General features: G+C 38.2%; 20 protein-coding genes. 4 read left to right on the top strand and 16 right to left on the bottom strand.

All coding sequences use genetic code 11. The features are described 5' to 3' along the window. Positions 1-71: 71 nt before the first annotated feature. From alr to acpS, 4 genes are all read right to left on the bottom strand, one after another. Entirely contained in the window at positions 72-1,235 is a 1,164-nt protein-coding gene (gene alr, locus RZN25_07670; GenBank protein ID MEQ6376705.1) for an alanine racemase, read from the bottom strand. A 123-nt stretch (positions 1,236-1,358) separates the two neighbouring features. Further along, on the bottom strand, positions 1,359-2,387 hold the full coding sequence (locus RZN25_07665) for an outer membrane lipoprotein carrier protein LolA (protein MEQ6376704.1): 1,029 nt from the start codon (positions 2,385-2,387) through the stop codon (positions 1,359-1,361). Between the two features lie 50 nt (positions 2,388-2,437). After that, positions 2,438-3,946 carry an NAD(P)H-hydrate dehydratase gene (locus tag RZN25_07660; GenBank protein ID MEQ6376703.1) on the bottom strand — a complete coding sequence of 503 codons (1,509 nt, stop codon included), beginning with the start codon at positions 3,944-3,946 and terminating at the stop codon, positions 2,438-2,440. A gap of 71 nt (positions 3,947-4,017) precedes the next feature. Next, entirely contained in the window at positions 4,018-4,371 is a 354-nt protein-coding gene (gene acpS, locus RZN25_07655; GenBank protein ID MEQ6376702.1) for a holo-ACP synthase, read from the bottom strand. A 95-nt stretch (positions 4,372-4,466) separates the two neighbouring features. Here acpS and RZN25_07650 point away from each other — a divergent pair, with 95 nt between their 5' ends. Further along, on the top strand, positions 4,467-5,219 hold the full coding sequence (locus RZN25_07650) for a rhomboid family intramembrane serine protease (protein ID MEQ6376701.1): 753 nt from the start codon (positions 4,467-4,469) through the stop codon (positions 5,217-5,219). A gap of 43 nt (positions 5,220-5,262) precedes the next feature. Here the strand turns inward: RZN25_07650 and RZN25_07645 are convergent, their stop codons facing one another. From RZN25_07645 to RZN25_07635, 3 genes are all read right to left on the bottom strand, one after another. Continuing rightward, complete coding sequence (locus RZN25_07645) at positions 5,263-6,711, bottom strand: PH domain-containing protein (GenBank protein ID MEQ6376700.1); 1,449 nt, start codon at positions 6,709-6,711, stop codon at positions 5,263-5,265. Beyond that, positions 6,701-7,183, bottom strand: a complete 483-nt coding sequence (locus RZN25_07640) for a PH domain-containing protein (protein ID MEQ6376699.1) — start codon at positions 7,181-7,183, stop codon at positions 6,701-6,703. Before RZN25_07640 ends, RZN25_07645 begins: the two co-directional genes overlap by 11 nt. A 552-nt stretch (positions 7,184-7,735) precedes the next feature. Beyond that, positions 7,736-9,220 (bottom strand): DEAD/DEAH box helicase, encoded by a 1,485-nt coding sequence (locus RZN25_07635; GenBank protein ID MEQ6376698.1) that lies wholly within the window; start codon positions 9,218-9,220, stop codon positions 7,736-7,738. A 348-nt stretch (positions 9,221-9,568) separates the two neighbouring features. Here RZN25_07635 and RZN25_07630 point away from each other — a divergent pair, with 348 nt between their 5' ends. Continuing rightward, positions 9,569-10,480, top strand: coding sequence for a DMT family transporter (locus tag RZN25_07630; GenBank protein ID MEQ6376697.1), 912 nt, complete (start codon positions 9,569-9,571; stop codon positions 10,478-10,480). Between the two features lie 60 nt (positions 10,481-10,540). Continuing rightward, positions 10,541-11,407, top strand: a complete 867-nt coding sequence (locus tag RZN25_07625; protein MEQ6376696.1) for a DegV family protein — start codon at positions 10,541-10,543, stop codon at positions 11,405-11,407. A 48-nt stretch (positions 11,408-11,455) separates the two neighbouring features. On the opposite strand, the gene RZN25_07620 is transcribed toward RZN25_07625, so the two are convergent. From RZN25_07620 to RZN25_07600, 5 genes are all read right to left on the bottom strand, one after another. Beyond that, positions 11,456-11,869: a YppG family protein gene (locus tag RZN25_07620; protein ID MEQ6376695.1), complete on the bottom strand. Its 414-nt coding sequence runs from the start codon at positions 11,867-11,869 to the stop codon at positions 11,456-11,458. A 150-nt stretch (positions 11,870-12,019) separates the two neighbouring features. Continuing rightward, positions 12,020-12,262 carry a glutaredoxin family protein gene (locus RZN25_07615; protein ID MEQ6376694.1) on the bottom strand — a complete coding sequence of 81 codons (243 nt, stop codon included), beginning with the start codon at positions 12,260-12,262 and terminating at the stop codon, positions 12,020-12,022. Between the two features lie 131 nt (positions 12,263-12,393). After that, positions 12,394-12,861, bottom strand: coding sequence for a respiratory nitrate reductase subunit gamma (locus tag RZN25_07610; protein MEQ6376693.1), 468 nt, complete (start codon positions 12,859-12,861; stop codon positions 12,394-12,396). 122 nt (positions 12,862-12,983) lie between these two features. Beyond that, complete coding sequence (locus RZN25_07605) at positions 12,984-14,852, bottom strand: ABC-F family ATP-binding cassette domain-containing protein (GenBank protein MEQ6376692.1); 1,869 nt, start codon at positions 14,850-14,852, stop codon at positions 12,984-12,986. A 176-nt stretch (positions 14,853-15,028) separates the two neighbouring features. Continuing rightward, on the bottom strand, positions 15,029-15,178 hold the full coding sequence (locus RZN25_07600; protein MEQ6376691.1) for an RAxF-45 family protein: 150 nt from the start codon (positions 15,176-15,178) through the stop codon (positions 15,029-15,031). 161 nt (positions 15,179-15,339) lie between these two features. Between RZN25_07600 and RZN25_07595 the strand changes: the two genes are divergently transcribed. Then, positions 15,340-15,948 (top strand): class I SAM-dependent methyltransferase, encoded by a 609-nt coding sequence (locus RZN25_07595; GenBank protein ID MEQ6376690.1) that lies wholly within the window; start codon positions 15,340-15,342, stop codon positions 15,946-15,948. Between the two features lie 190 nt (positions 15,949-16,138). Here the strand turns inward: RZN25_07595 and RZN25_07590 are convergent, their stop codons facing one another. From RZN25_07590 to RZN25_07575, 4 genes are all read right to left on the bottom strand, one after another. Then, positions 16,139-16,519 (bottom strand): VOC family protein, encoded by a 381-nt coding sequence (locus tag RZN25_07590; protein ID MEQ6376689.1) that lies wholly within the window; start codon positions 16,517-16,519, stop codon positions 16,139-16,141. 237 nt (positions 16,520-16,756) lie between these two features. Then, positions 16,757-18,712 (bottom strand): glucose-specific PTS transporter subunit IIBC, encoded by a 1,956-nt coding sequence (gene ptsG, locus RZN25_07585; GenBank protein MEQ6376688.1) that lies wholly within the window; start codon positions 18,710-18,712, stop codon positions 16,757-16,759. Between the two features lie 236 nt (positions 18,713-18,948). Further along, positions 18,949-19,443, bottom strand: a complete 495-nt coding sequence (locus RZN25_07580; protein ID MEQ6376687.1) for a GNAT family N-acetyltransferase — start codon at positions 19,441-19,443, stop codon at positions 18,949-18,951. A gap of 95 nt (positions 19,444-19,538) precedes the next feature. Continuing rightward, positions 19,539-19,679, bottom strand: a complete 141-nt coding sequence (locus RZN25_07575) for an aspartyl-phosphate phosphatase Spo0E family protein (GenBank protein MEQ6376686.1) — start codon at positions 19,677-19,679, stop codon at positions 19,539-19,541. Between the last annotated feature and the right edge of the window lie 44 nt (positions 19,680-19,723).

Raw genomic sequence — 19,723 nt, 5'->3', positions numbered from 1 at the left:
ATTTCAGTAAAAAACGGTATTTAAAACTGCATTATCACTCCATAATTCCATAATAACCCAATGGATGCAAATTATACTTTTTCGGGCAAAATCCCATTAACCACCTCGAGCACATTTCCTTTACGGAAGTAAACTCTCGGAACACGATTACTAATCATACACGAAATTTCATAATTAATTGTATCCAAATACTGGGCAATCTCATCCATGGATATGCTTTGATTTTGTTGTTGACCAATCATCGTTACTTGGGTGCCGACTGGAATCGGCCCCTGAAGACGAATCATCATTTGGTCCATGCAAATCCTTCCAACCACTTGCGCTCTTTCCCCAGCAACCAACACCTCAGAGCCCTGTAACTTTCGAATCCATCCATCCGCATATCCAATAGGAACTGTACCAATCCACTCTTCCGTTTCTGTAGTGTAGGTTGCCCCATAGCTAATAGATTCACCTGGTGGAAGTTTTTTTACATGAATAAGCTTACTCTGTAAAGAAAGTGCTGGGGTCAGCTGGAAGGGAGGATGTTGTTTCACCCAATCACTAGGATAAAGTCCATACATACTAATTCCATAACGCACCGAGTCATACATTTCCTCTGGAAATCTTAGCGCAGCTGCGCTGTTTCCTGTATGAACCTCAAATGGTTTTGGATATAGAAATTTAAGTCTTTCTAGAAGAATTGAGAATCGTCGATTTTGTTCATTATAATAATCTAAATCAGGCTCATCCGCCGTCGCAAAATGGGTGAAAACACCAGTCAGCCGCACATTCTTTGTTTTGACTAAAGAAATAATCTCGTCCATTTCCTCTTCAGTCCGTAAGCCCACCCTACCCATTCCTGTATCTATTTTCAAATGAATGTTTAGAGGATTTTCTAGATGAGGCATTTCCTCCATCCATTCCTTTTGAAATACGGCAAGTGTAATATCATACTTGGCGGCTAAGACAGCATCTTCTGGTCTAACTCTCCCCATAACTAAAATGGGGGCTTGGATTTCAGCCAAGCGAAGGCTTATTGCTTCATCTAAAAGGGAAACGGCAAGTCCATAGGCACCAGCCTCTAACGCTACTTTAGCAACTTGCACATCTCCATGGCCATACCCATTCGCTTTTACAACCGCATAAATCTTTTTTCCTTTTGGCAAACGTGTCTTTAGTTCCATGATATTATTTTCAATTGCATCTAAATTAATCTCAACCCAAGTATCTCGAAAATAAGAGTGGCTTGACAAGGTGAAGACTCCTTTCAAGTGCGCCTTTTTCTCTCATTATTTATCGTCTGATACCTAAGTGTCAAACCTAATTTTCTAAAAAATAAAGCAGACCGGGGAAATCCCTGAGCCTGCTGTGAATTATTATTTTACTCCTTGTCCTGTCACAGATTGGGCAATCTCAATCATTTCCTCTTGAGTTAGGTCTTCACTTGCCAGCACGAAATCCATTCCTTTATAGCTCCACTCTAGAGATTTTTCCTTCAAAGCTCCCATCGTGAATCCTAAATTTACAGGATCACCTTCGACATTTACTGTCTGAGAGGCACTCGTCGGCTGAACCTCTTTATATTCCTCTATAAGAGTAAAGTTTTTATCACCTTTAAAGGTCAAAATCACACGCTCTCCATTTTCTAACTGAACTTGCTTTTCTTCTTCTAGTTCAGTGCCCTCAGGAGTAACTAATGGATAAAGTACAGTTAATTCCTGAGCCAATTGCTCTCCATCCCCATTAGCCATTACAGGAACACCATCAACACCACTAGTCATGTTCGTTTCCATATCAAAGGCATTGTCCTCAAATGACTTATCGAACTCAAAACCTGCATAAGTCACCTCAACCAAGGTATTATTGTCTTTATCTAACACTCTCACCTTCGCCGGTGCATAGGACTTTTTGTCAAAGTAAATCTCTTGTTTCGGAAGACTCTTATTATCTTGATAGTTCGTTTTAGTAGTAAAGACGTAGTGGTCTTCGGTAGCTTCAAATGTTGCTTCAGGATCTTTTAAAATATCATCCACTAAAGAGGCATAGAGATAAGGTTGGCTGCTATTAAATGGCCAGTCACTTTGGAATTTAAAACTCTTATTTAACGCAGGAGTTAATACGAATACCCCATCATCATTTCGAAGAATGATTTGGCTTCCTTTCTCATCTCTATTGTTTTTAAGCATTACTCTGTAATACTCTGGCTTTTTATGCCATACTTCAATATTATATTGTTGCTCTTCTTCTCCTGTTTTCAGTGTCATTTTCGCCTCGGTTTTATAACTATTAAGGTTTTCTAGTTTGTTTTCCAAACCTTCTATGACATCTTCCTTAGATTGATCCCCACATGCACTTAGAATCAACATAAGAGAGGCAAAAATTAAAAAGAGGAATCTCTTTTTCACACCCTCATCTCCTTTGTCTCAAACATTACGCCAGGACAAAGGGAACCAAACTACCGCTTTTCCACGTACGAAATTGTGTGACCAAGTCTTTGAATCAGATCCGTTGCCGTAAATGCAAAGGAGGTATGTCCATCTTCAAGCCACAGATCGGCTGTTTTGCCATGGATCCAACAGCTATTTACAATAGCATCTATCAAAGTAGATGATTGTAAAATCATAGATAAGATAATGCCTGAGAGCACATCTCCGCTTCCACCCTTTGCTAAACCCGGATTTCCTGTAGAGCTTACCCATTGACTCCCAGACAGATCAGTGATAATTGTAAAAGGGCCTTTTAATACTAAATACACTTTATACTTTTCAGCAAACTCCTTACTTAACTCAAAAGGCCGCTCTTCAATTTCACTCACAGTCTTTCCTGTCAGTCTAGCAAACTCCCCAAAATGTGGAGTTAATATGGTAGGTGAAGATCGTTTCGTTAATAGATCGAGATGGTTTGCGATGGCAAACAAGGCGTCTGCATCTACGACAAGAGGTTGCTGAAAGTTCTTTAAAAAATTAATAATAAACTTTTGAACTTCTTCCTCTCTGCCCATTCCCATCCCAATAGCAGCTGCTCCGTATCTCTCAAAATCCGCCCACGAAGGTTCCTGAAAAGGATCCACTTGTTGGTAAGTAGCTTCTGGAATCGATACGCGTATTTGTTGATAAGTTTCCCATGTACAACCTATGGTCACCAACCCTATTCCACTTTTTAAGGCTGATGCTACACTAAAAGCAGGTGCGTTCGGCATCTCCCGACTTCCTCCAATAACGATTCCTTTTCCATGAGAACCCTTATGAGAAAATTGATGCCTAATTGGTAATGAAGATTGGACATCTTTCTTCGTTCGTATCCTTCTACCGGATAGTTGGTCCTCTAGAAGGAGTATAGGAAGACCAATGTCTACTAATCTCCACTTTCCATAAAATTCAGCCGTTGACTGCAGAAACAGGGAAACCTTTGGACACTGAATAACGATCGTATGATCAGCCTGGACCGCAACATCCACCTTGTATCCCTCATCAGCTGGGACTCCTGTCGGAAGATCAATTGAGATCTTTTGAATAGAGGTTTTGTTTATTACCTCCACCCACTCCCGAATCATTCCTCGAAGTGGACCCTTTACGCCAATTCCCAGCATAGCATCGATGATGGTCTCAAAGGGAGATAAGTCTAACCCATTAGGGGAATTGACCACTTTTACGAATCCACCACACCGTTCAAACAAAGACTTATGGTACTTTGCTTCTGCTGTTAGCTTATCATTAGAAACAACCTGCCAGACTTCTACATGATAACTCTTTAACAACAAAGTTCTTGCGACAACGAATCCATCGCCTCCATTGTTACCTCCGCCACACAGGATCAAAACTTTTTCATCTTCTTTCACCAACGTGCGAATTTCCTCTGCCACTGCTCTTCCCGCATTCTCCATTAACAAACGACTATCTACCCCAACCTTTTGCATCGCGTATTGGTCAATTTCGTACATTTCTTTTGCGGTAACAATATACACTTTGTTCCCTCCTACCCGCATTAAACTATATGAGATAAACTATACAAATATGCAGACGAGCCTCATGAATCCTATTTTTCTAAAATCACTTGCGCCACGGCATACCTTTCACTATGAGAGATCGAAACAAAAATTTTTGCATCAAGACCTTCAACCCTCACAAAAGGTCGTCCGTTTACTTCATTTAGTACTTCAATATCGGTAAATTGATAGGGAGCACCTATTCCGGTTCCAAAAGCCTTACTAAATGCTTCCTTAGCTGCGAATCTTCCAGCTAAATACTCCATTTTTCTCTTTTCCAAGAGTTCAGAAAACTGTTCTGATTCATTTTTTGATAAAATACGTTGATAGAAGGATGGTTTTCTTTCCATTATGTCTTTGATTCTTGATAACTCTACAATATCTATTCCAATACCAATAATCATAAAATCAATCCTTGTTTTAATTTTTTATGTCAGAGGTTTATAAATGAGCTGTAAGGTCTATACCTTATTAGAGACAATATGAAAGGGGAAAAGTCATGTTCATTCGGACGGAAAGCTTTTATCAATTCCGAAAATCCTATCCAATAGTCACCTGGTTAGTTGGGATAAATCTTGGAATCTGGCTATTGACAGAATTTGTTCCTGATTTATTTTACTTGGGAGCTGGTTCTAATCACTTGATTGCATTGGGTGAATACTGGCGTATCTTGACACCTATATTTCTTCATGCCGGATTAACTCACGTAGTATTTAATATGTTTTCGCTTGTGTTATTCGGTCCTGGTCTTGAGATTATGCTGGGTAAGGCAAAATTTATTCTTATGTACCTCTTTGCGGGTATCGTCGGAAACATTGGGACTCTCTTCATTGGCCCAAGTTATTACAACCACGTTGGAGCTTCTGGCGCCATCTTTGGAATATTCGGCGTCTATATTTTTATTGTTCTTTTCCGTAAAAATTTAATGGACCAGACGAATTCCCAAATCGTAACTACTATTTTTGTAATCAGTTTAGTTATGACGTTTTTCGGTGGCAATATTAATATCTTGGGTCATCTGTTTGGATTTATTGGTGGATTTATCATTGCTCCTTTTGTTCTAACTGGCGCTAAGCCCTTTTATCTCCATTCTGTTTACCGTGGTGGAAGTGGGTCTCATGACACACAGATTCGCTTTGATCCAAATCGTTGGAACAAAAGACGTTTTTGGAAAAGACAATGGACCAAAAATATCATCTGGGGAATTTTAATTTTATTGGTTTTGTTTGGATTAGCTGGCACATTGTTATAAATAGATAGAAAGGGCTCATGTCTATCTGACAAAAGCCCTTTTTTTACTCTGTCAGTTTCTCGTCTCTATTCCTTGAATACCAACTCCATATCCTATCTCCCTGTTCTTTGGATAAATCCTTCAGCAAAAAATCCTTCCCTGATTGCTTAGAAATCACAGAAAACTCAAAGGAAAATAAATGAGCTCGCTTTTGAAAAGGTTGTTGTTTTAGCGAAATGGACTGTACTCTTTTTAATGGTGTAATAACTACTTCTCGACTAATCATTCTAAACCGAGTCGAGAAAAAGTCATTCATGATGAAATATCCTCCATCTTTAAACCGAAGATAGCCAAAAAACACGGAAATTCCAGCTGCAAGCAGAACAATCCATAAATAAGCAGGAATCAACCAAGCTACTGCAACTATTATGGGTACAAAAAGAATTAAAGCTCTAAATAAATATCGTTTCCTAGACCTTACAGGTAAGGGCTCCCATGAAGTATTCAACTCCCATTCCGGCAAAAGATTTTCTAAAAAAGTCAGTAACTCTACCTCCTTCATAATAGGAAAAAGGATGGTTGAAAAGTCTGTTTCTTTATTGCTTCCTCCTCCCGCGACTTCCGCTAAAATGGAGACATATCCAAGTGGTTGTCTACCAATATTTTGATGATAACGAAGCGCTTGAATCTTTTTAACAGGAACTGTTAAATGAACTTTTTCTAAAAGCCCTCTTGTTATAACCAAGTCATCTCCTTTTCTTGTGATGGTAAATTCAAATTGCTTTTGTATTCCCCACAGGGAAGCAAGTGCCCATAAAAATACAAATAAAATCAAGCTTGCTATACTTAGAAACAATATGCTTTGAGAAATTACTTGTTCATAGATGCTTTCATACATCTGATCTGGAATAAATTCCTCTAACTGAAACACAAAGGCAAATAAGGCCGATAGGATAACTCCTACTCCTCCTGAGGTAGCAGCCGCTATTACTAATTCAAGAAAAGTAACTTTTCTTGAGAAAATCTTTTGATCAGTCTCCCATCCTTCATATAAATTGGGCTCTTGGACTTCTTTTCTCTCCATTAATAAAGACCGTAATAATTCCGCTTCTTCTTTAGTCACTGTAGATAGGGAAGCCTCTGCATCTCCCCCACCACCTGCGGTTTCAATATCCAGTTTGACAACTTTAAATAGTTGATGAAAGATTCCAGCCTTATTATCAATCGACTGAATTCTTTCGATAGGGATAAATCTCTTATTTTTCACAAACAAACCAAACTCAATTCTTAACTCACGATCCTCCACCCAATAGGTAAATCTCCACCATTTCAAGAAACCAATGATACCATTCACAACAATAAACAGCAGAACAACTCCGACTATAATCCAAACTGAATCCATTCCTGGACCTAATATAAGGAAAAAGATTAGTGGTAAAAACAAACTCTTGGCTGCTTCTATAAAATTAAATAGAATTCCAATGGGATGAAGTCTTCTTTTATCAAACATCATCATCATCCACCCTAGCTAGTCGTGAAATTTGGTCTCGGAGCTGATCAGCCTCTTTCTCGTCCAAAGCAGGGATGGAATGTTTGGTTGCAGCCGTTGAAATCACTACTGTTGCTAACTTTTTCATACGAAGAAGAGGACCCTGAATCGTATCTACATGTTGGACACGGACCATTGGTATTAAGGTTCGTGATACCACCCAGACTCCACGTTGCAAGTCGATTTCCTGATCAAGCACCTCATACCTCCACCTTTTCCAACGGATGTATGGAATAAGCATTGATACTACAACGGTGAGAAGAAGTAGTGAAATCCAAATGAGTAACAAATATCGAAAAGAGATCAAATCAAATCTTCGAGAGAAATATGTAAAAATAATAAGTCCAACCCATAAGAAACTCACAGAAAGTAAGGAGGAGACTCTCCATACAAACACGGCATCTTTAGATATGTAATGTTGCGGTGGTTTCCTCATCAAAATTCCCCTTTTTAGCTTTTTCTTTATTATGTACTGAGTAGTTAAAACAATCAATGCTGACAAGATGCCGTTAATTTTCAAAAAAGACTTGGAGCTTGCAAGGCAGGTCAGGGATGGTTCTGTGCTAGAGCTAAGGTTTGTGGTACTTGGACTACGTTATTAAGTTCATAGTGCTTAATATGGAATTTAAGTGCAACTTTTAATGGTTCTGTGCTAATAAATTAGTTTAAGTGATGATTTTCAAATTCTAAGTGCCAAAACAGCTGTTTTACGTGACGGTTTCCTTTGGTATAGTGCCAATCTCCTCCATTGGGTGATATGATTTTTATTTAAGTGAAAATATGAATGTTTAAGTGCTGGCTCACTCTTTTTTATGTGCCAGTTTTCCCGTTTTAAGTGCTACTTTTTTAGACCTTTTAGGTAATAGAGATGTTTTCTTTATTTCAGTGCTATTAACAACGTTTGCGTGCCAGCAGCTCAAACAAAAGAACGGCAATAAAACAAAAAGCATCTATCCTTTCTCCAGGACAAATGCTTTTAAATGTTATGTTATCCCCTTTTTTGACCTCTTTGGTCACTACCTCGTTTGTTAAATCGTCGGTTTCCTCCACCTTTTCCAGCTTGCTTACCTTTATATCCGCCTCCGCGACCACCAGCACGGTATTCTTTATTTGATCTTTTGGATTTATCCTTATCACGGACTGCGTTTTTCACACTTATTGGCTGAACAGAAGATAGTTGAACAGGTGCTTCATTACGATCATTTGTTAAAACCTTGATCGCAGCTGAAATAACCGTTAATGAATCATGTTCATTTAACATATCATTAGCTGCATCTCGATAAGCCTCTAGTTCCCCATCTTTTATTGTTTCTAACAATTTATCAATGGATGCCTGTTGCTGTCCACGTTTTGCCTCACTTTGAGAAGGAACAGGCAGACGTTCTACTTTGCGTTTTGTCATCTTTTCAATTAAGTGAAGCTGTGCAATCTCCCGAGGCGTGACAAAAGAGATAGCTTTTCCTTTATTCCCAGCTCGACCCGTACGTCCAATTCTGTGTACATAGCTTTCTGGATCCTGTGGTATATCAAAGTTATATACATGAGTAACTCCAGAAATATCTAATCCACGGGCAGCAACATCAGTTGCCACTAACACTTCTAAGCGTCCGCTCTTAAACTTATTTAAAACAGAAAGACGTTTAGACTGACTCAAATCACCGTGTATTCCTTCAGCATTATACCCTCTTGTATTTAAAGCATTAGCTAGCTCATCTACACGACGCTTCGTCCGTCCGAAAATGATGGATAGCTCCGGAGCATCAATATCAAGTAAGCGTGTTAGTGAATCAAATTTCTGCTTTTCATTCACTTCTACGTAGTATTGATCAATATTTTCAACAGTTAGTTGCTTTGCCTGGATACGAACAGTTTCTGGGTCACGCATCATTTTAGTTGCAATTTCTTTAATTTCATTAGGCATGGTGGCTGAGAATAACAATGTTTGTCTCTCTGGTGGGATTGCCTCAAGAATCGCGTGAATATCTTCAATGAATCCCATATTTAGCATTTCATCTGCTTCATCTAAAATGACGGTATGAACAGTTTCTAATCGAATGGTTTTTCTTCGAATATGATCCAAAAGACGACCAGGAGTTGCGACTACAATTGGCGGTTTTCCCTTTAAGGCACGAATTTGACGTCCCATTTCTTGTCCACCATAAATCGGCAAAGCCTTGGCTCCTATATATTTACCAATTCGATTTAACTCTTCTCCAACTTGAATGGCTAACTCACGTGTAGGGGCGACTATTATTCCCTGAAGAGTTTTCTGATTCTTATCGATTTTTTCTAACAACGGGATCCCAAAGGCAGCTGTTTTTCCTGTTCCTGTTTGCGCTTGACCAATTACATCTATGCCTTTTAATCCTCTAGGAATCGTTTGTTCTTGAATAGGTGTTGCTTCCTCAAAACCCATTTCTTCCACGGCTTTTAATATTTGTTTGTTAATTCCTAATTCTTTAAATGTTGTCACTTTCTAATTCTCCTTTATATACACCTTTTATTGCTTCATTTTTACGTTTAGAAAAGTTCGCCGAATGGCGAGCCTTTCGGCAAAGCCAGAGTCGTTAGCTTTTCTTATACTTCATCCTTTAAAATTTCCCTACGTCGATGAAGCTTCTTCACTAGAATTTAATTTCTTAATCTTAAGTGCAAAAAAGCCTCCCTCCGCATCTGGAAGAGGCGTAAAAACTCACGTTGGTTATATTATCAGTAGTTTATCATAATTTTTCCTACTATAGCAAATTATTCGGTTGACAAGTGCTAAAGTAGAACAACCATGATAGAATGAAGAAAATACCGATAATATGAGGTGAGCTCTTTGAATAAACCTCCACTAAAAGCGTATCTTGCCATCTTAATTGGGGTTGTTTCTGTATCTACAGCAGCTGTTTTAGTAAAGCTTACGGAACAGGCTCCTGCCTCCATTATTGCCAATTATCGCTTGCTTTTTGCAGTACTCATCATGGCACCTTATGTAATTTTAAAGAGCCGCCATGAATTTAAGCTTATTTCTAAAAGAGATTGGAAACTATCCATTTTTGCTGGAATATTTCTAGCTTTTCATTTTATTTTGTGGTTTGAATCCTTAAATTATACATCTGTTGCAAGTTCAGTAGTACTCGTAACTCTTCAACCAATATTTGCATTTCTAGGGACTTTTCTCTTTTTTCAAGAAAAATTTACACCTGCCGCCATCATCAGTATGATCATCGCCATTATAGGTAGTATCCTTATAAGCTGGGGAGACTTTCAACTAAATGGTATGGCATTGTTTGGCGACATTCTAGCCCTATTAGGAGCCGTAATGGTCACAGGATATTTTTTACTTGGGCAAACTGTTCGTAAAAGACTCTCACTCATGACTTATACCTTTGTAGTCTATGGAATTAGTTCTCTAACACTCATCCTATATAATCTTTTGCTCCAAAAATCATTTGTAGGATATCCGATGAATGATTGGTTGATCTTTCTAGCCCTTGCGATTATCCCAACCTTCTTTGGACATACCCTTTTTAATTGGGCCATTAAGTGGGTGAGCACCTCCACTATTTCTATGAGTATTTTGTTTGAACCTGTAGGGGCTTCTATCCTAGCATTTTTTATACTTGGCGAACGCATTAGTTGGTCTCAATGGCTTGGAGGAACCATCATCATATTTGGCTTGAGTTTGTTTATTGTAGGAACAACAAGGAAAAGAAAAACTACTCTTTCAAAACTTTCATCTAAATAGTTCTTTTATTAGTAACTAGTTTTTCATATAATAAAACTATTCTATGTTAGGAGTGATTCGATGGATATTCAACTAATAACAGATGGATCAGCAGATTTTATTTCTTCCATCCGAGAAAAACACCAGATTAAAGTAGTTCCCCTTCACATCATTTTTGGGGATGAAAGCTTTAAAACAGAGGAAGAAATCAGTTTGTCCATGTTCTACGATAAAATGAAGCAATCGACCAAACTCCCACGATCAGCTGCTTCCAACCCTAAAGAGTTTTATGATGTATTTAAAGAGGTGGACCCGTCTAAGCCTATATTGGTTTTCCCTGTTTCTAAAATGATCAGTAGTACATATGACAACGCCATATTAGCCAAGGAAATGCTCAAGCAAGAGGAACCGGAACGTAAAATTGAAGTTTTTCATACAAGGACAGCTTCCGCTGGACTATCCATTTTACTGGAAGAAGCCGGGAGAAAAATCAAAGCTGGAATGGATTTTGAGACGCTTGTTCCTCATATAAAGGACCGAATTGAGCACACGACCACTCTGATAATGTTAAAGACACTAGACAACTTGATCAAAGGAGGTCGGCTAGATCCAATAAAGGGAACTTTCGCAAAATCTCTAAACATCAAACTACTCATGCGCGCCAGTCAAGAAGGAACTATTGAAGTAGCAGAAAAAGTTCGTGGAAGCAAAAAAACGATTCGACGTTTTATAGAGCAAATTGGAGAATACTCGAAAAACTTTGAAGGTAAAATCCTGGCCATGTCCCACTTCAGTGCAGAAGAAAAAGCAAAAGAAATTTTAGCTGAGATGAAAGAAAAATACCCATTTAAGGAAGTTCATTTAACGGAAATGGGACCATTGATTTCCACCTATGCGGGTGAAGGTGGTATTGTCATTTCCTTTTTCAGTGATAAAAAAATTGAGTAAAGAAAGGAGCCAGGAGGTGGTTGCCAGTTGAGAGCCACCTCCTTTCCTTTATTTTAGGCCCTTAAACATAGATCCAAGCCCTTTAACGAGCGGGGAAATTTGCTGTGCCGTACTGGCCATTTGACCGACTGTTGAAAACATTTTATCAAAATCTATTTGACCATTTTCATCTTGAAAGTAAGTCATTATGGACTTCTTATTCATACCATTCATTCCATTCATTGGTCCAGGTCCAAAGTTACCGTTCCACATTTGTGGGTGTGGAGGCTTGGCGAATTGCTGATACGGATTTTGGAACTGTTGTTGCGGCCCTTGATTTCCTTGATGAGTTTGTTGATAATTTTGTATTGGCGGCTGCTGAAATTGTTGACCACCATAAAAATTAGGATGCTGGTATGGAGAGAAACCATCTGTAAAATACGGATTTTGATCATATGGAAATTGAGGCATTCTCCTGTTCATCAACTTCCCCTCCTATCGATGTAATCTGCTTTAGTATATGAGCAAGCAACCCAATATGTTATTTTGTTTGAAATGAACTAAGGCTACCGATAAGGTGTTGCTAAAAAGAAAAAAAGCAAGTAACACATAACGGTCACTTGCCTGGAAGACTCAATTATATAGTTGAAGAACTCTTCGGATTTTATTCGGTTGAAACCCAAGAATGATTTCACTTCCAACAAAAATAGCTGGAGTTCCATATATATGTTCTTCCCTAAGTTCCTTCTTATAAGAAGGCTCGATTGTTATATTTTTTTCTTTAAATTCAATACCAATGTTTTCCAAAAACGTAATTACCCTTTTACAATCCTGGCATCCATCACTTATATAGACGGTTACCTGGTGCTGAGTCATTGATGAACCCCCTACTATTCCAAAATACTTCTAGATTTTTTATTCCCTACTTTTTATAAATTAAACTAACTTTTTTGTAATAAAGAAAAGATATCCCCTATTCAAACAAGAGATACTTTCCCTGTTATGCATTATGAATGAAAAAAAACTTCTTTGACTAGTACTTTTACATGATCAGCCTTCTGCCTTTTAGATTGTTGAACTAGAAGGTGAAAGAGCTGTTGAACTTCCCTTTTTGGTACACGAACAAAAACTATAAATCTCGTGAATGGTAATATGAATAAGATTAGAAATGAAATCACTACCTGAACTTGAAGCATATATGACGCCTGTACAAGTAATTCCGTCTCTGGCTGGAACAAACCAAAGGATACGTACCATTTCAGCCAAGAGAACCCTTCACTTACAATAAGGCTGGCCGTAAGTATTGATTGTATAATCAAGGAAGAATATACGGCTACAGAACATAGGGGATGCAATGCTTTCTTTGTATCTTCAGTTCCTCGATCATACTTCCAAATTAAACCCATTAAAAAAACCATCAATGCCGAATAAGGAAAAACCACCCAAATTATTAACTGCCCCATGCTCAAATTCATCATTGCGTCCCCCTTTTTACTATTTCCACTATACATATAGTAAAAAATCAAAGGGAATCTGACTATGACAAAAATCACATTTGTGAACTTTTTTTGACATTTGGGTGATTTTTCTTTCAAACTTACCGTTCCATCTTGAAAAGATGCTGATATTTCTGATCCCGCTCCTTTTCTAATGCTGTCATTTTTAATTGAATATCCATTCGTTCATTGGGATCCTGGGAATTATTCATTTTCCACTCCCATTTCTCCATTTTCATTTCAATTCTTTCAATCTCCTCTTCCACCTCTTCGATGGAAAATTGTTTTCGTTCGCTTTGCATCTTTACTGGCTTTTCTTTTTCTTTCTTAGGTATAGCTTGTTTATCTTCCATCTGAAGGTGTAGGGCCTTTGCCTTCGTCTCTTCATAGTTCCCCGGAAACCTTATTAATTTCCCGCGAACCATGTAAGCTGTGTCTTGGAAACATTTATTTAAAAAGTAGCGATCATGGGAGATACAAAGTACAGTTCCCTTAAACTGTTTTACGGCCTCTTCTAAAACTTCCTGAGAATCTACATCTAAATGGTTTGTGGGTTCATCTAAAATAAGGACATTTACACCTTGATACATAAAAATCGCGAGCTGAACTCTCATTTGCTCTCCACCGCTAAGTTGCCCAATTTTTTGGAAGACTGCATGCCCATAGAAAAGAAAGCGAGATAATATTTGCCTTGCCTCTCCTTCATGAACCCGAATATATTCTCTAAAAAAATCAATCATACGGATCGATGGGTCAACATGCTGTAATGGGTGTTGAGACAAGTAGCCTATTTTCAACTGAGTACCTCTCTTAACAGAACCGGAGTCTGGCTCCAACTCACCCATAATCATCTTAATTAGAGTTGTTTTTCCACTTCCATTTGGTCCAACAACGGCTAATTTATCTTTAAATTGTAGATGAAGATTCACCCCGTCTAATATCACCTTATTATCAAAAGATTTGACAAGGTCCTCTCCAATAAATACATCCTTTCCTGTTCGTTGATCCATTTCAAATGCTAGTCCCATGGTCTTAGGATCAAGTAAAGGACGATCAATTTTCTCCAATCGATCCAAGGCACGCTCCATATTTCTTGCTCTTCTATGCAAACCCGCATTGGGTGGATTCGCCTGATTCGCCCAGAGTTTTAAACGTTTAATAGCTTCTTTCATTTTTTTGATTTTTCTTTGTTGTTCTTGATACTGCTGAAATTCCTCCAGCAGCTTTGCTTCCTTTTCTTGGACAAAAGAAGAATAGTTTCCTGTATAAATAGTTAATTCCCCATTATCTAAGTCAGCAATTTTGGTTACTGTTTGATCTAGAAATGTTCGATCATGAGAAATGATACAAACTGTTCCCTTATATTCCGTTATATATTTTTCTAACCATTCAATAGCCTGCAAATCGAGATGGTTTGTAGGCTCATCAAGCAGTAATACATCAGGTTCTTCTAAAAGGATTTTAGCAAGCCCCGCTTTCGTTCGCTCTCCCCCACTTAAACTAGAATACTTTTCATCCAGTAGATGGATCAGCCCTAAACCACTTGAAACCCGCTCGAGGTTGGCCTCCATTTCGTAGCCACCCTTTTGACTAAATTGTTCTTGTACCTCTCCATAGATTAAAAGAGTCTTTTCAAGCTTATTCGGATCCTTCATTTCTTCCTCTAATTCACTCATTTTCTTGCGAAGTTCAAGTAAATCTTGAAACGCTTCCCTCAAGAATTCTCTCACGGTACCTGTAAAAACTTCAGGGATTTGATCCAAATAACCAACCTTTGTTCCCTTTTTTAAAAAGAGTTGCCCCTCGTCAAGAGGCTCCTTCTGCATGAATAGCTTAAAAATGGTTGTCTTCCCCGTTCCATTTCGTCCTACAAGGCCTACGCGATCTCCATCATTCATTTCAAAAGTTATATTTTCAAAAATAACGTTCCCGCCAAAAATTTTCTTTGCTTCTTTTAACATAATTTCCATAAATAATTCCTCCAAATTGATCGTTTTTAGATTGACTGTTTCGATCCATTTGGAAAAGTCTGAGTGTTCTATAGCCAAATTAAAAACGCCTAGTCTCCACCATTGGAGCCTAGACGTTCGAACTTTTACATTGGGAATTCTATACCCTTGATATCATTCGATTCCGTTCTTAAAGGTTACAATGAGGATGTCATAATTGACACAGACTTATTCACAAATGGGCTAAAAAAGGACACACGTATCCCGTTGGCTCCATTTTCATGAGTAATCGCACGGAAAATATACAAATTATGGTATTCATTCCCTTGCCTTACTGTGTCGATCATTCTATCCCCACCTCCATTTCCTTCGTTATTGTCCATATTTTAGCATAGAATTAAAAGCATTGCATCTTTTGATTGAAGCCAATGAATTCAAAACTCCCTTTTCCCGCCTGTTTGTGGCATAATGATGTGGTATTGAACTTGATGAAAGCGGTGAAGGTTGTTTGATAAGAGATACAGGAGAACGGGTTATTCCTGAATTGATGAAACCGATGAATAAACTTCTTTTGGAGCATATTGCTCGTTATCAATTTGCCCTTCCTTATACAGCAGGTCGGGTGCTAGATTTATCCTGTGGTTCCGGTTATGGAACTCATATGGTGGCAAAAGAAAGAAAGAATGAGATTGATGAGATCATTGGTGTTGATATTGACGAAGAAATCATAGAATATGCTAGAGGGGCCTATTATCATCCTAAATCTAGTTTCCGCGTAGCAGATGCTACAGATTTGACCTTAATTGATCAGCTTGGAACTTTTGATGTTATTTTAAGTTTTGAAACCCTTGAACATATAGAAGATGAAAGTGCTATTCTAGAAAATTACTATCGATTATTAAAACCGGGAGGGATGCTTATTGTCTCCACTCCTTTTGGCGAAGGTAGGGGAATTTCTTGTGGGTCCCCTTTCCATGTTCACCAACTAAAACCCGAGGAGTTTAGAAAACTTTTCCAAAACTATGACGCCACTTTTTATTATCAAAAAGGTGTTCTAGTGGAACCTGCAAGAGAAAATCTTGAATATCCTCTAGGAATAGCTGTTTGTAGGAAATAAAGGCAAAGGTCAATAGGGCCTTTGCCTTTTAATCAAAATCTCGAAGAATGGGAATTTTGGTTAAGATTACAACTACGAACATAAGGATGGTTCCGATGATTACTGGGATTATTACACCTTTGGAGAAAGAACTCAAACCCCCATCCATTAGGAACCAAAAAAACGAGCAACTAAATGCTCGTTTATCCATCTACATTAATTTTCCACAAATCATGATGACATTTCGATCTGGGTCAGTTATATTAAACCAGCCAAAATCACCTTCTACCTCAATATCACTAACAATCTCATACCCTTCTGAACGGATCCAATTATATGTTTTCTTTAAATCCTCTGAACAAATACTGAAGGCAGGATTTTTATAGGGTTGCGGTTCATAGAAAGGGTCATATTTGTGATCGTCTAATGTTAAAAATGTTTCACCTTCTATAGAAAGATTATAAACTGGAGATTGAACTTCTGATTTATTAACAGGTACACCCAGTAGTTGGCTATACCAAATCGCAGAACGGCGTAAGTGACTTACATGTATAAAAACGGCATGTACCTTAGGTAATAATGGCCTTTCCAAAAAAACTCCTCCTCCCATTGATGTTACCCCACTATATTCTATATGTTTATTCTGTTTCCTTCTTTTCGAAATTAATTTTTATTCTTTTTCAGTAATTAGAGATTTCTGACTGCTCCCACAGCTAAAACAGTAGGTTCTAGGATACTAACAAGCTTTCTCTGTAAAAAAGATTTAATCATAATTATCATACTAGGAGAGATTTGAAAAGGCGCTCCAATCAGAGCACCTTTCAAAAATCTATGCGCGTTTTATTGAAACGATATTTCCCTCTCCTTGGGAAACGGCACCTCTTTTTAGGATCTCTACAGAATCCCCTTCTTGAAGGTTTGTGAATATAATTGGTGTAACAATAGATGGCGCATTCGCCTGGACATAATCTAAATCCACCTGAAGTAACTTTTGTCCTGCCTTCACCTCATCTCCTTCTTTTACAAAAGAATCAAAACCTTCTCCTTGAAGCTTCACTGTATCAATTCCCACATGGATAAGAATCTCACGTCCAGAAGCAGACTTTAATCCGATTGCATGCTTAGTTGGGAATACAGTAACCACTATCCCATCTATCGGAGAAACCACGGTTCCATCAGTTGGTTGAATAGCAAATCCATCCCCCATCATTTTTCCTGAGAAAACCTGATCAGGAACTTCACTTAATGGGAGAATGTCTCCTTTCATTGGACTAGTTAAATTAAACTCTGCATTTTTATCAATTGTAGTAGGGGTTGCTTCCACTTTTTCTACCCGTTGTCTTGGTTTCTTGCCCTTAATAATGTCCTGAATTTGCCCTTTGATAGAATCCGATGCAGGACCAAAAATAGCTTGAATATTGTTTCCTACTTCCATAACACCAGCAGCACCCAGCTTTTTTAACCGGTTTTTATCTACTTGATTTCTATCCCTTACAGAAACACGTAAACGAGTGATACAAGCGTCCAAATGAGTAATGTTACCTTCTCCCCCAAGACTCTCAAGAATATTATAAGGAAGATCATCAGAAGTTTCTGTATCTATTCCTTCATTAGTTTCTTCTATTCCGTCAACATCTTGTTCACGACCCGGTGTAGCTAAATTCCATTTACGTATTGCAAAACGAAATCCAATGTAATATAACACTGCAAAAACTATACCAACTGGTATGATCATCCATGCATTTGTAGACAATGGCCAGTATAATACGTAATCAATAAAACCACCTGAGAAGGTAAAGCCGGCCTTTACATTCAATAAATCCATAGTAACAAATGAAAGTCCAGCAAATACACAGTGGATTAGGAATAAAACTGGAGCAACAAATAAGAAGGCAAATTCAATTGGCTCTGTAATCCCTGTTAAGAAAGAAGTTAAAGCTGCAGATGCCATGATTCCTCCAACTTGTGCCTTCTTTTCAGGACGAGCTTCGTGATAAATTGCTAACGCTGCAGCTGGTAGTCCAAATAGCATAAATGGGAATAGACCAGCCATGAATGTTCCTGCTGTTGGATCCCCTGCAAAATAACGAGTCATATCACCACGAACAATTTCACCTGATTCAGTGGTAAATCGACCAAACTCGTACCAGAATGGTTGATAAAAGATATGATGTAGTCCAAACGGAATCAACGCACGCTGACCAAATCCAAAAATAAAGGTGGCAACCGTTGAACCAGTTTCAGTTGCCAACACTGAGAACCAATCAATCACGTTTTGAATTGGTGGCCAAACAAAGAAGAAGACAAGTCCTAATACCAGTCCACTCGCAGCTGTAATAATCGGAACAAAACGTTTACCGGCAAAAAAACCCAGAAATTGAGGGAGCTGAATATTAAAGAACCGATTATACATATAAGCTGCTACAACACCCATGATTATACCGCCGAAAACCCCCATTTGAAGGGTAGTAATTCCTAACATTTGAATGGTTTCTACACCATTTGCTTCAGCGATAATACCAAGAGTTACGTTCATTACCAAAAAACCAATGACTGCAGCTAATCCCGCCACACCATCGCCATCAGCAAGGCCAATGGCTACACCAATAGCAAATAAAATAGGTAGGTTATCAAAAATTACACCACCTGCTTGAGCCATGACTGGAATGTTTAATACATTCTCATGTCCTAAACCAAGCAAAAGCCCAGCAGCTGGAAGTACTGAAACTGGAAGCATAAGAGCCCGACCAATACGTTGCAGTAGTCCAAATGCTTTTTTAAGCATTATTTTTCCTCCTTAGCTTTGAAAAGTTAATAAGTAAAGTTGTTAAAGGAATTCTTTTTTAAAGTGCCCACATTCTATTGAAAAAATTAAGATAAGGGCAAATAAAAAAGCATGAGGCAAAAGAAATCTAACTGCATCAAAGGATAAATTCACCCTAAGACGAGCATAGAAACCTTCTTCACTCATGCCTGATCGAATCAGTAACACTTTTGTTACTGAAAAAATTTACTGATCAACTATTCATCAAGCCAGCAGAACATAAGAATGTCATCCACATATTGTCCATTTATGAGAAACTCATTCTTTAAACGGCCTTGCTCTTCAAAACCATTTGACTTATAAAAGTGGATAGCCGTTCCATTCGTGGACAAAACTCGTAGACAAATCTTTCTTTTCCCGTTTTCTTGTGCCCACCGCTTTAAAAATTGAACTAAAGCCCTTCCAACACCCATACCCTGATAGTCTGGATGAATACCGATCATCAACTCAATCACATGGTTATTAGAAGGGAGCGGCGTTGGATAACGAAACATGATATACCCAATAACTCTATTATTAAGCTTAGCCACAAATTGACTCCCTGGCGGCCACACTTTTTCGTACTCTTCTATCGATTCCCACTTTGAAACTTGTGGTGTATTCTTATCATTCCAGATTAAATGATCGATGTGTATTAACTGTTCTATATCTTCCGAAGAAGAAGGGACGATCTTTAACATTTCCTTAATCATATTTGCTCTCCTATACTTTTTCTCATTAGAACATGATAGCATTAGAAAACTTGACCTCCGAACCGTATGCATCAAAGGTCAAGTTTCTAATGCTATCATTTTTTCATTATTGTTATGATCAATTTGTCTAATTCTTGACTACATTCTAGGACTTCTTTATGGGATATCCCTTTTTTATCCGCAAGCTCTAACATTTGTTGTCGCTTGTTTTCGATTTCCTCTAAAGAAAGTGCCATCGAATCCTCCTTCATATTGGGGAATACATGTCCCTTTACTCTTA

Source organism: Bacillaceae bacterium S4-13-56, assembly GCA_040191315.1.
Taxonomy (GTDB): domain Bacteria; phylum Bacillota; class Bacilli; order Bacillales; family JAWJLM01; genus JAWJLM01.
Note: the sequence above shows the minus strand (reverse complement) of the source record. Positions and strands in the feature narration are given on the sequence as shown.

Coding starts and splice junctions, on each gene's coding strand:
- RZN25_07625 (MEQ6376696.1), top strand. CDS start 10,541: ATGGATATTCAACTAATAACAGATGGATCAGCAGATTTTATTTCTTCC.
- RZN25_07645 (MEQ6376700.1), bottom strand. CDS start 6,711: ATGATGTTTGATAAAAGAAGACTTCATCCCATTGGAATTCTATTTAAT.
- RZN25_07575 (MEQ6376686.1), bottom strand. CDS start 19,679: ATGGCACTTTCTTTAGAGGAAATCGAAAACAAGCGACAACAAATGTTA.
- RZN25_07605 (MEQ6376692.1), bottom strand. CDS start 14,852: ATGGAAATTATGTTAAAAGAAGCAAAGAAAATTTTTGGCGGGAACGTT.
- RZN25_07650 (MEQ6376701.1), top strand. CDS start 4,467: ATGTTCATTCGGACGGAAAGCTTTTATCAATTCCGAAAATCCTATCCA.
- ptsG (MEQ6376688.1), bottom strand. CDS start 18,712: ATGCTTAAAAAAGCATTTGGACTACTGCAACGTATTGGTCGGGCTCTT.
- RZN25_07615 (MEQ6376694.1), bottom strand. CDS start 12,262: ATGACTCAGCACCAGGTAACCGTCTATATAAGTGATGGATGCCAGGAT.
- acpS (MEQ6376702.1), bottom strand. CDS start 4,371: ATGATTATTGGTATTGGAATAGATATTGTAGAGTTATCAAGAATCAAA.
- RZN25_07610 (MEQ6376693.1), bottom strand. CDS start 12,861: ATGAATTTGAGCATGGGGCAGTTAATAATTTGGGTGGTTTTTCCTTAT.
- RZN25_07620 (MEQ6376695.1), bottom strand. CDS start 11,869: ATGAACAGGAGAATGCCTCAATTTCCATATGATCAAAATCCGTATTTT.
- RZN25_07580 (MEQ6376687.1), bottom strand. CDS start 19,443: ATGATTAAGGAAATGTTAAAGATCGTCCCTTCTTCTTCGGAAGATATA.
- RZN25_07600 (MEQ6376691.1), bottom strand. CDS start 15,178: ATGATCGACACAGTAAGGCAAGGGAATGAATACCATAATTTGTATATT.
- RZN25_07640 (MEQ6376699.1), bottom strand. CDS start 7,183: ATGAGGAAACCACCGCAACATTACATATCTAAAGATGCCGTGTTTGTA.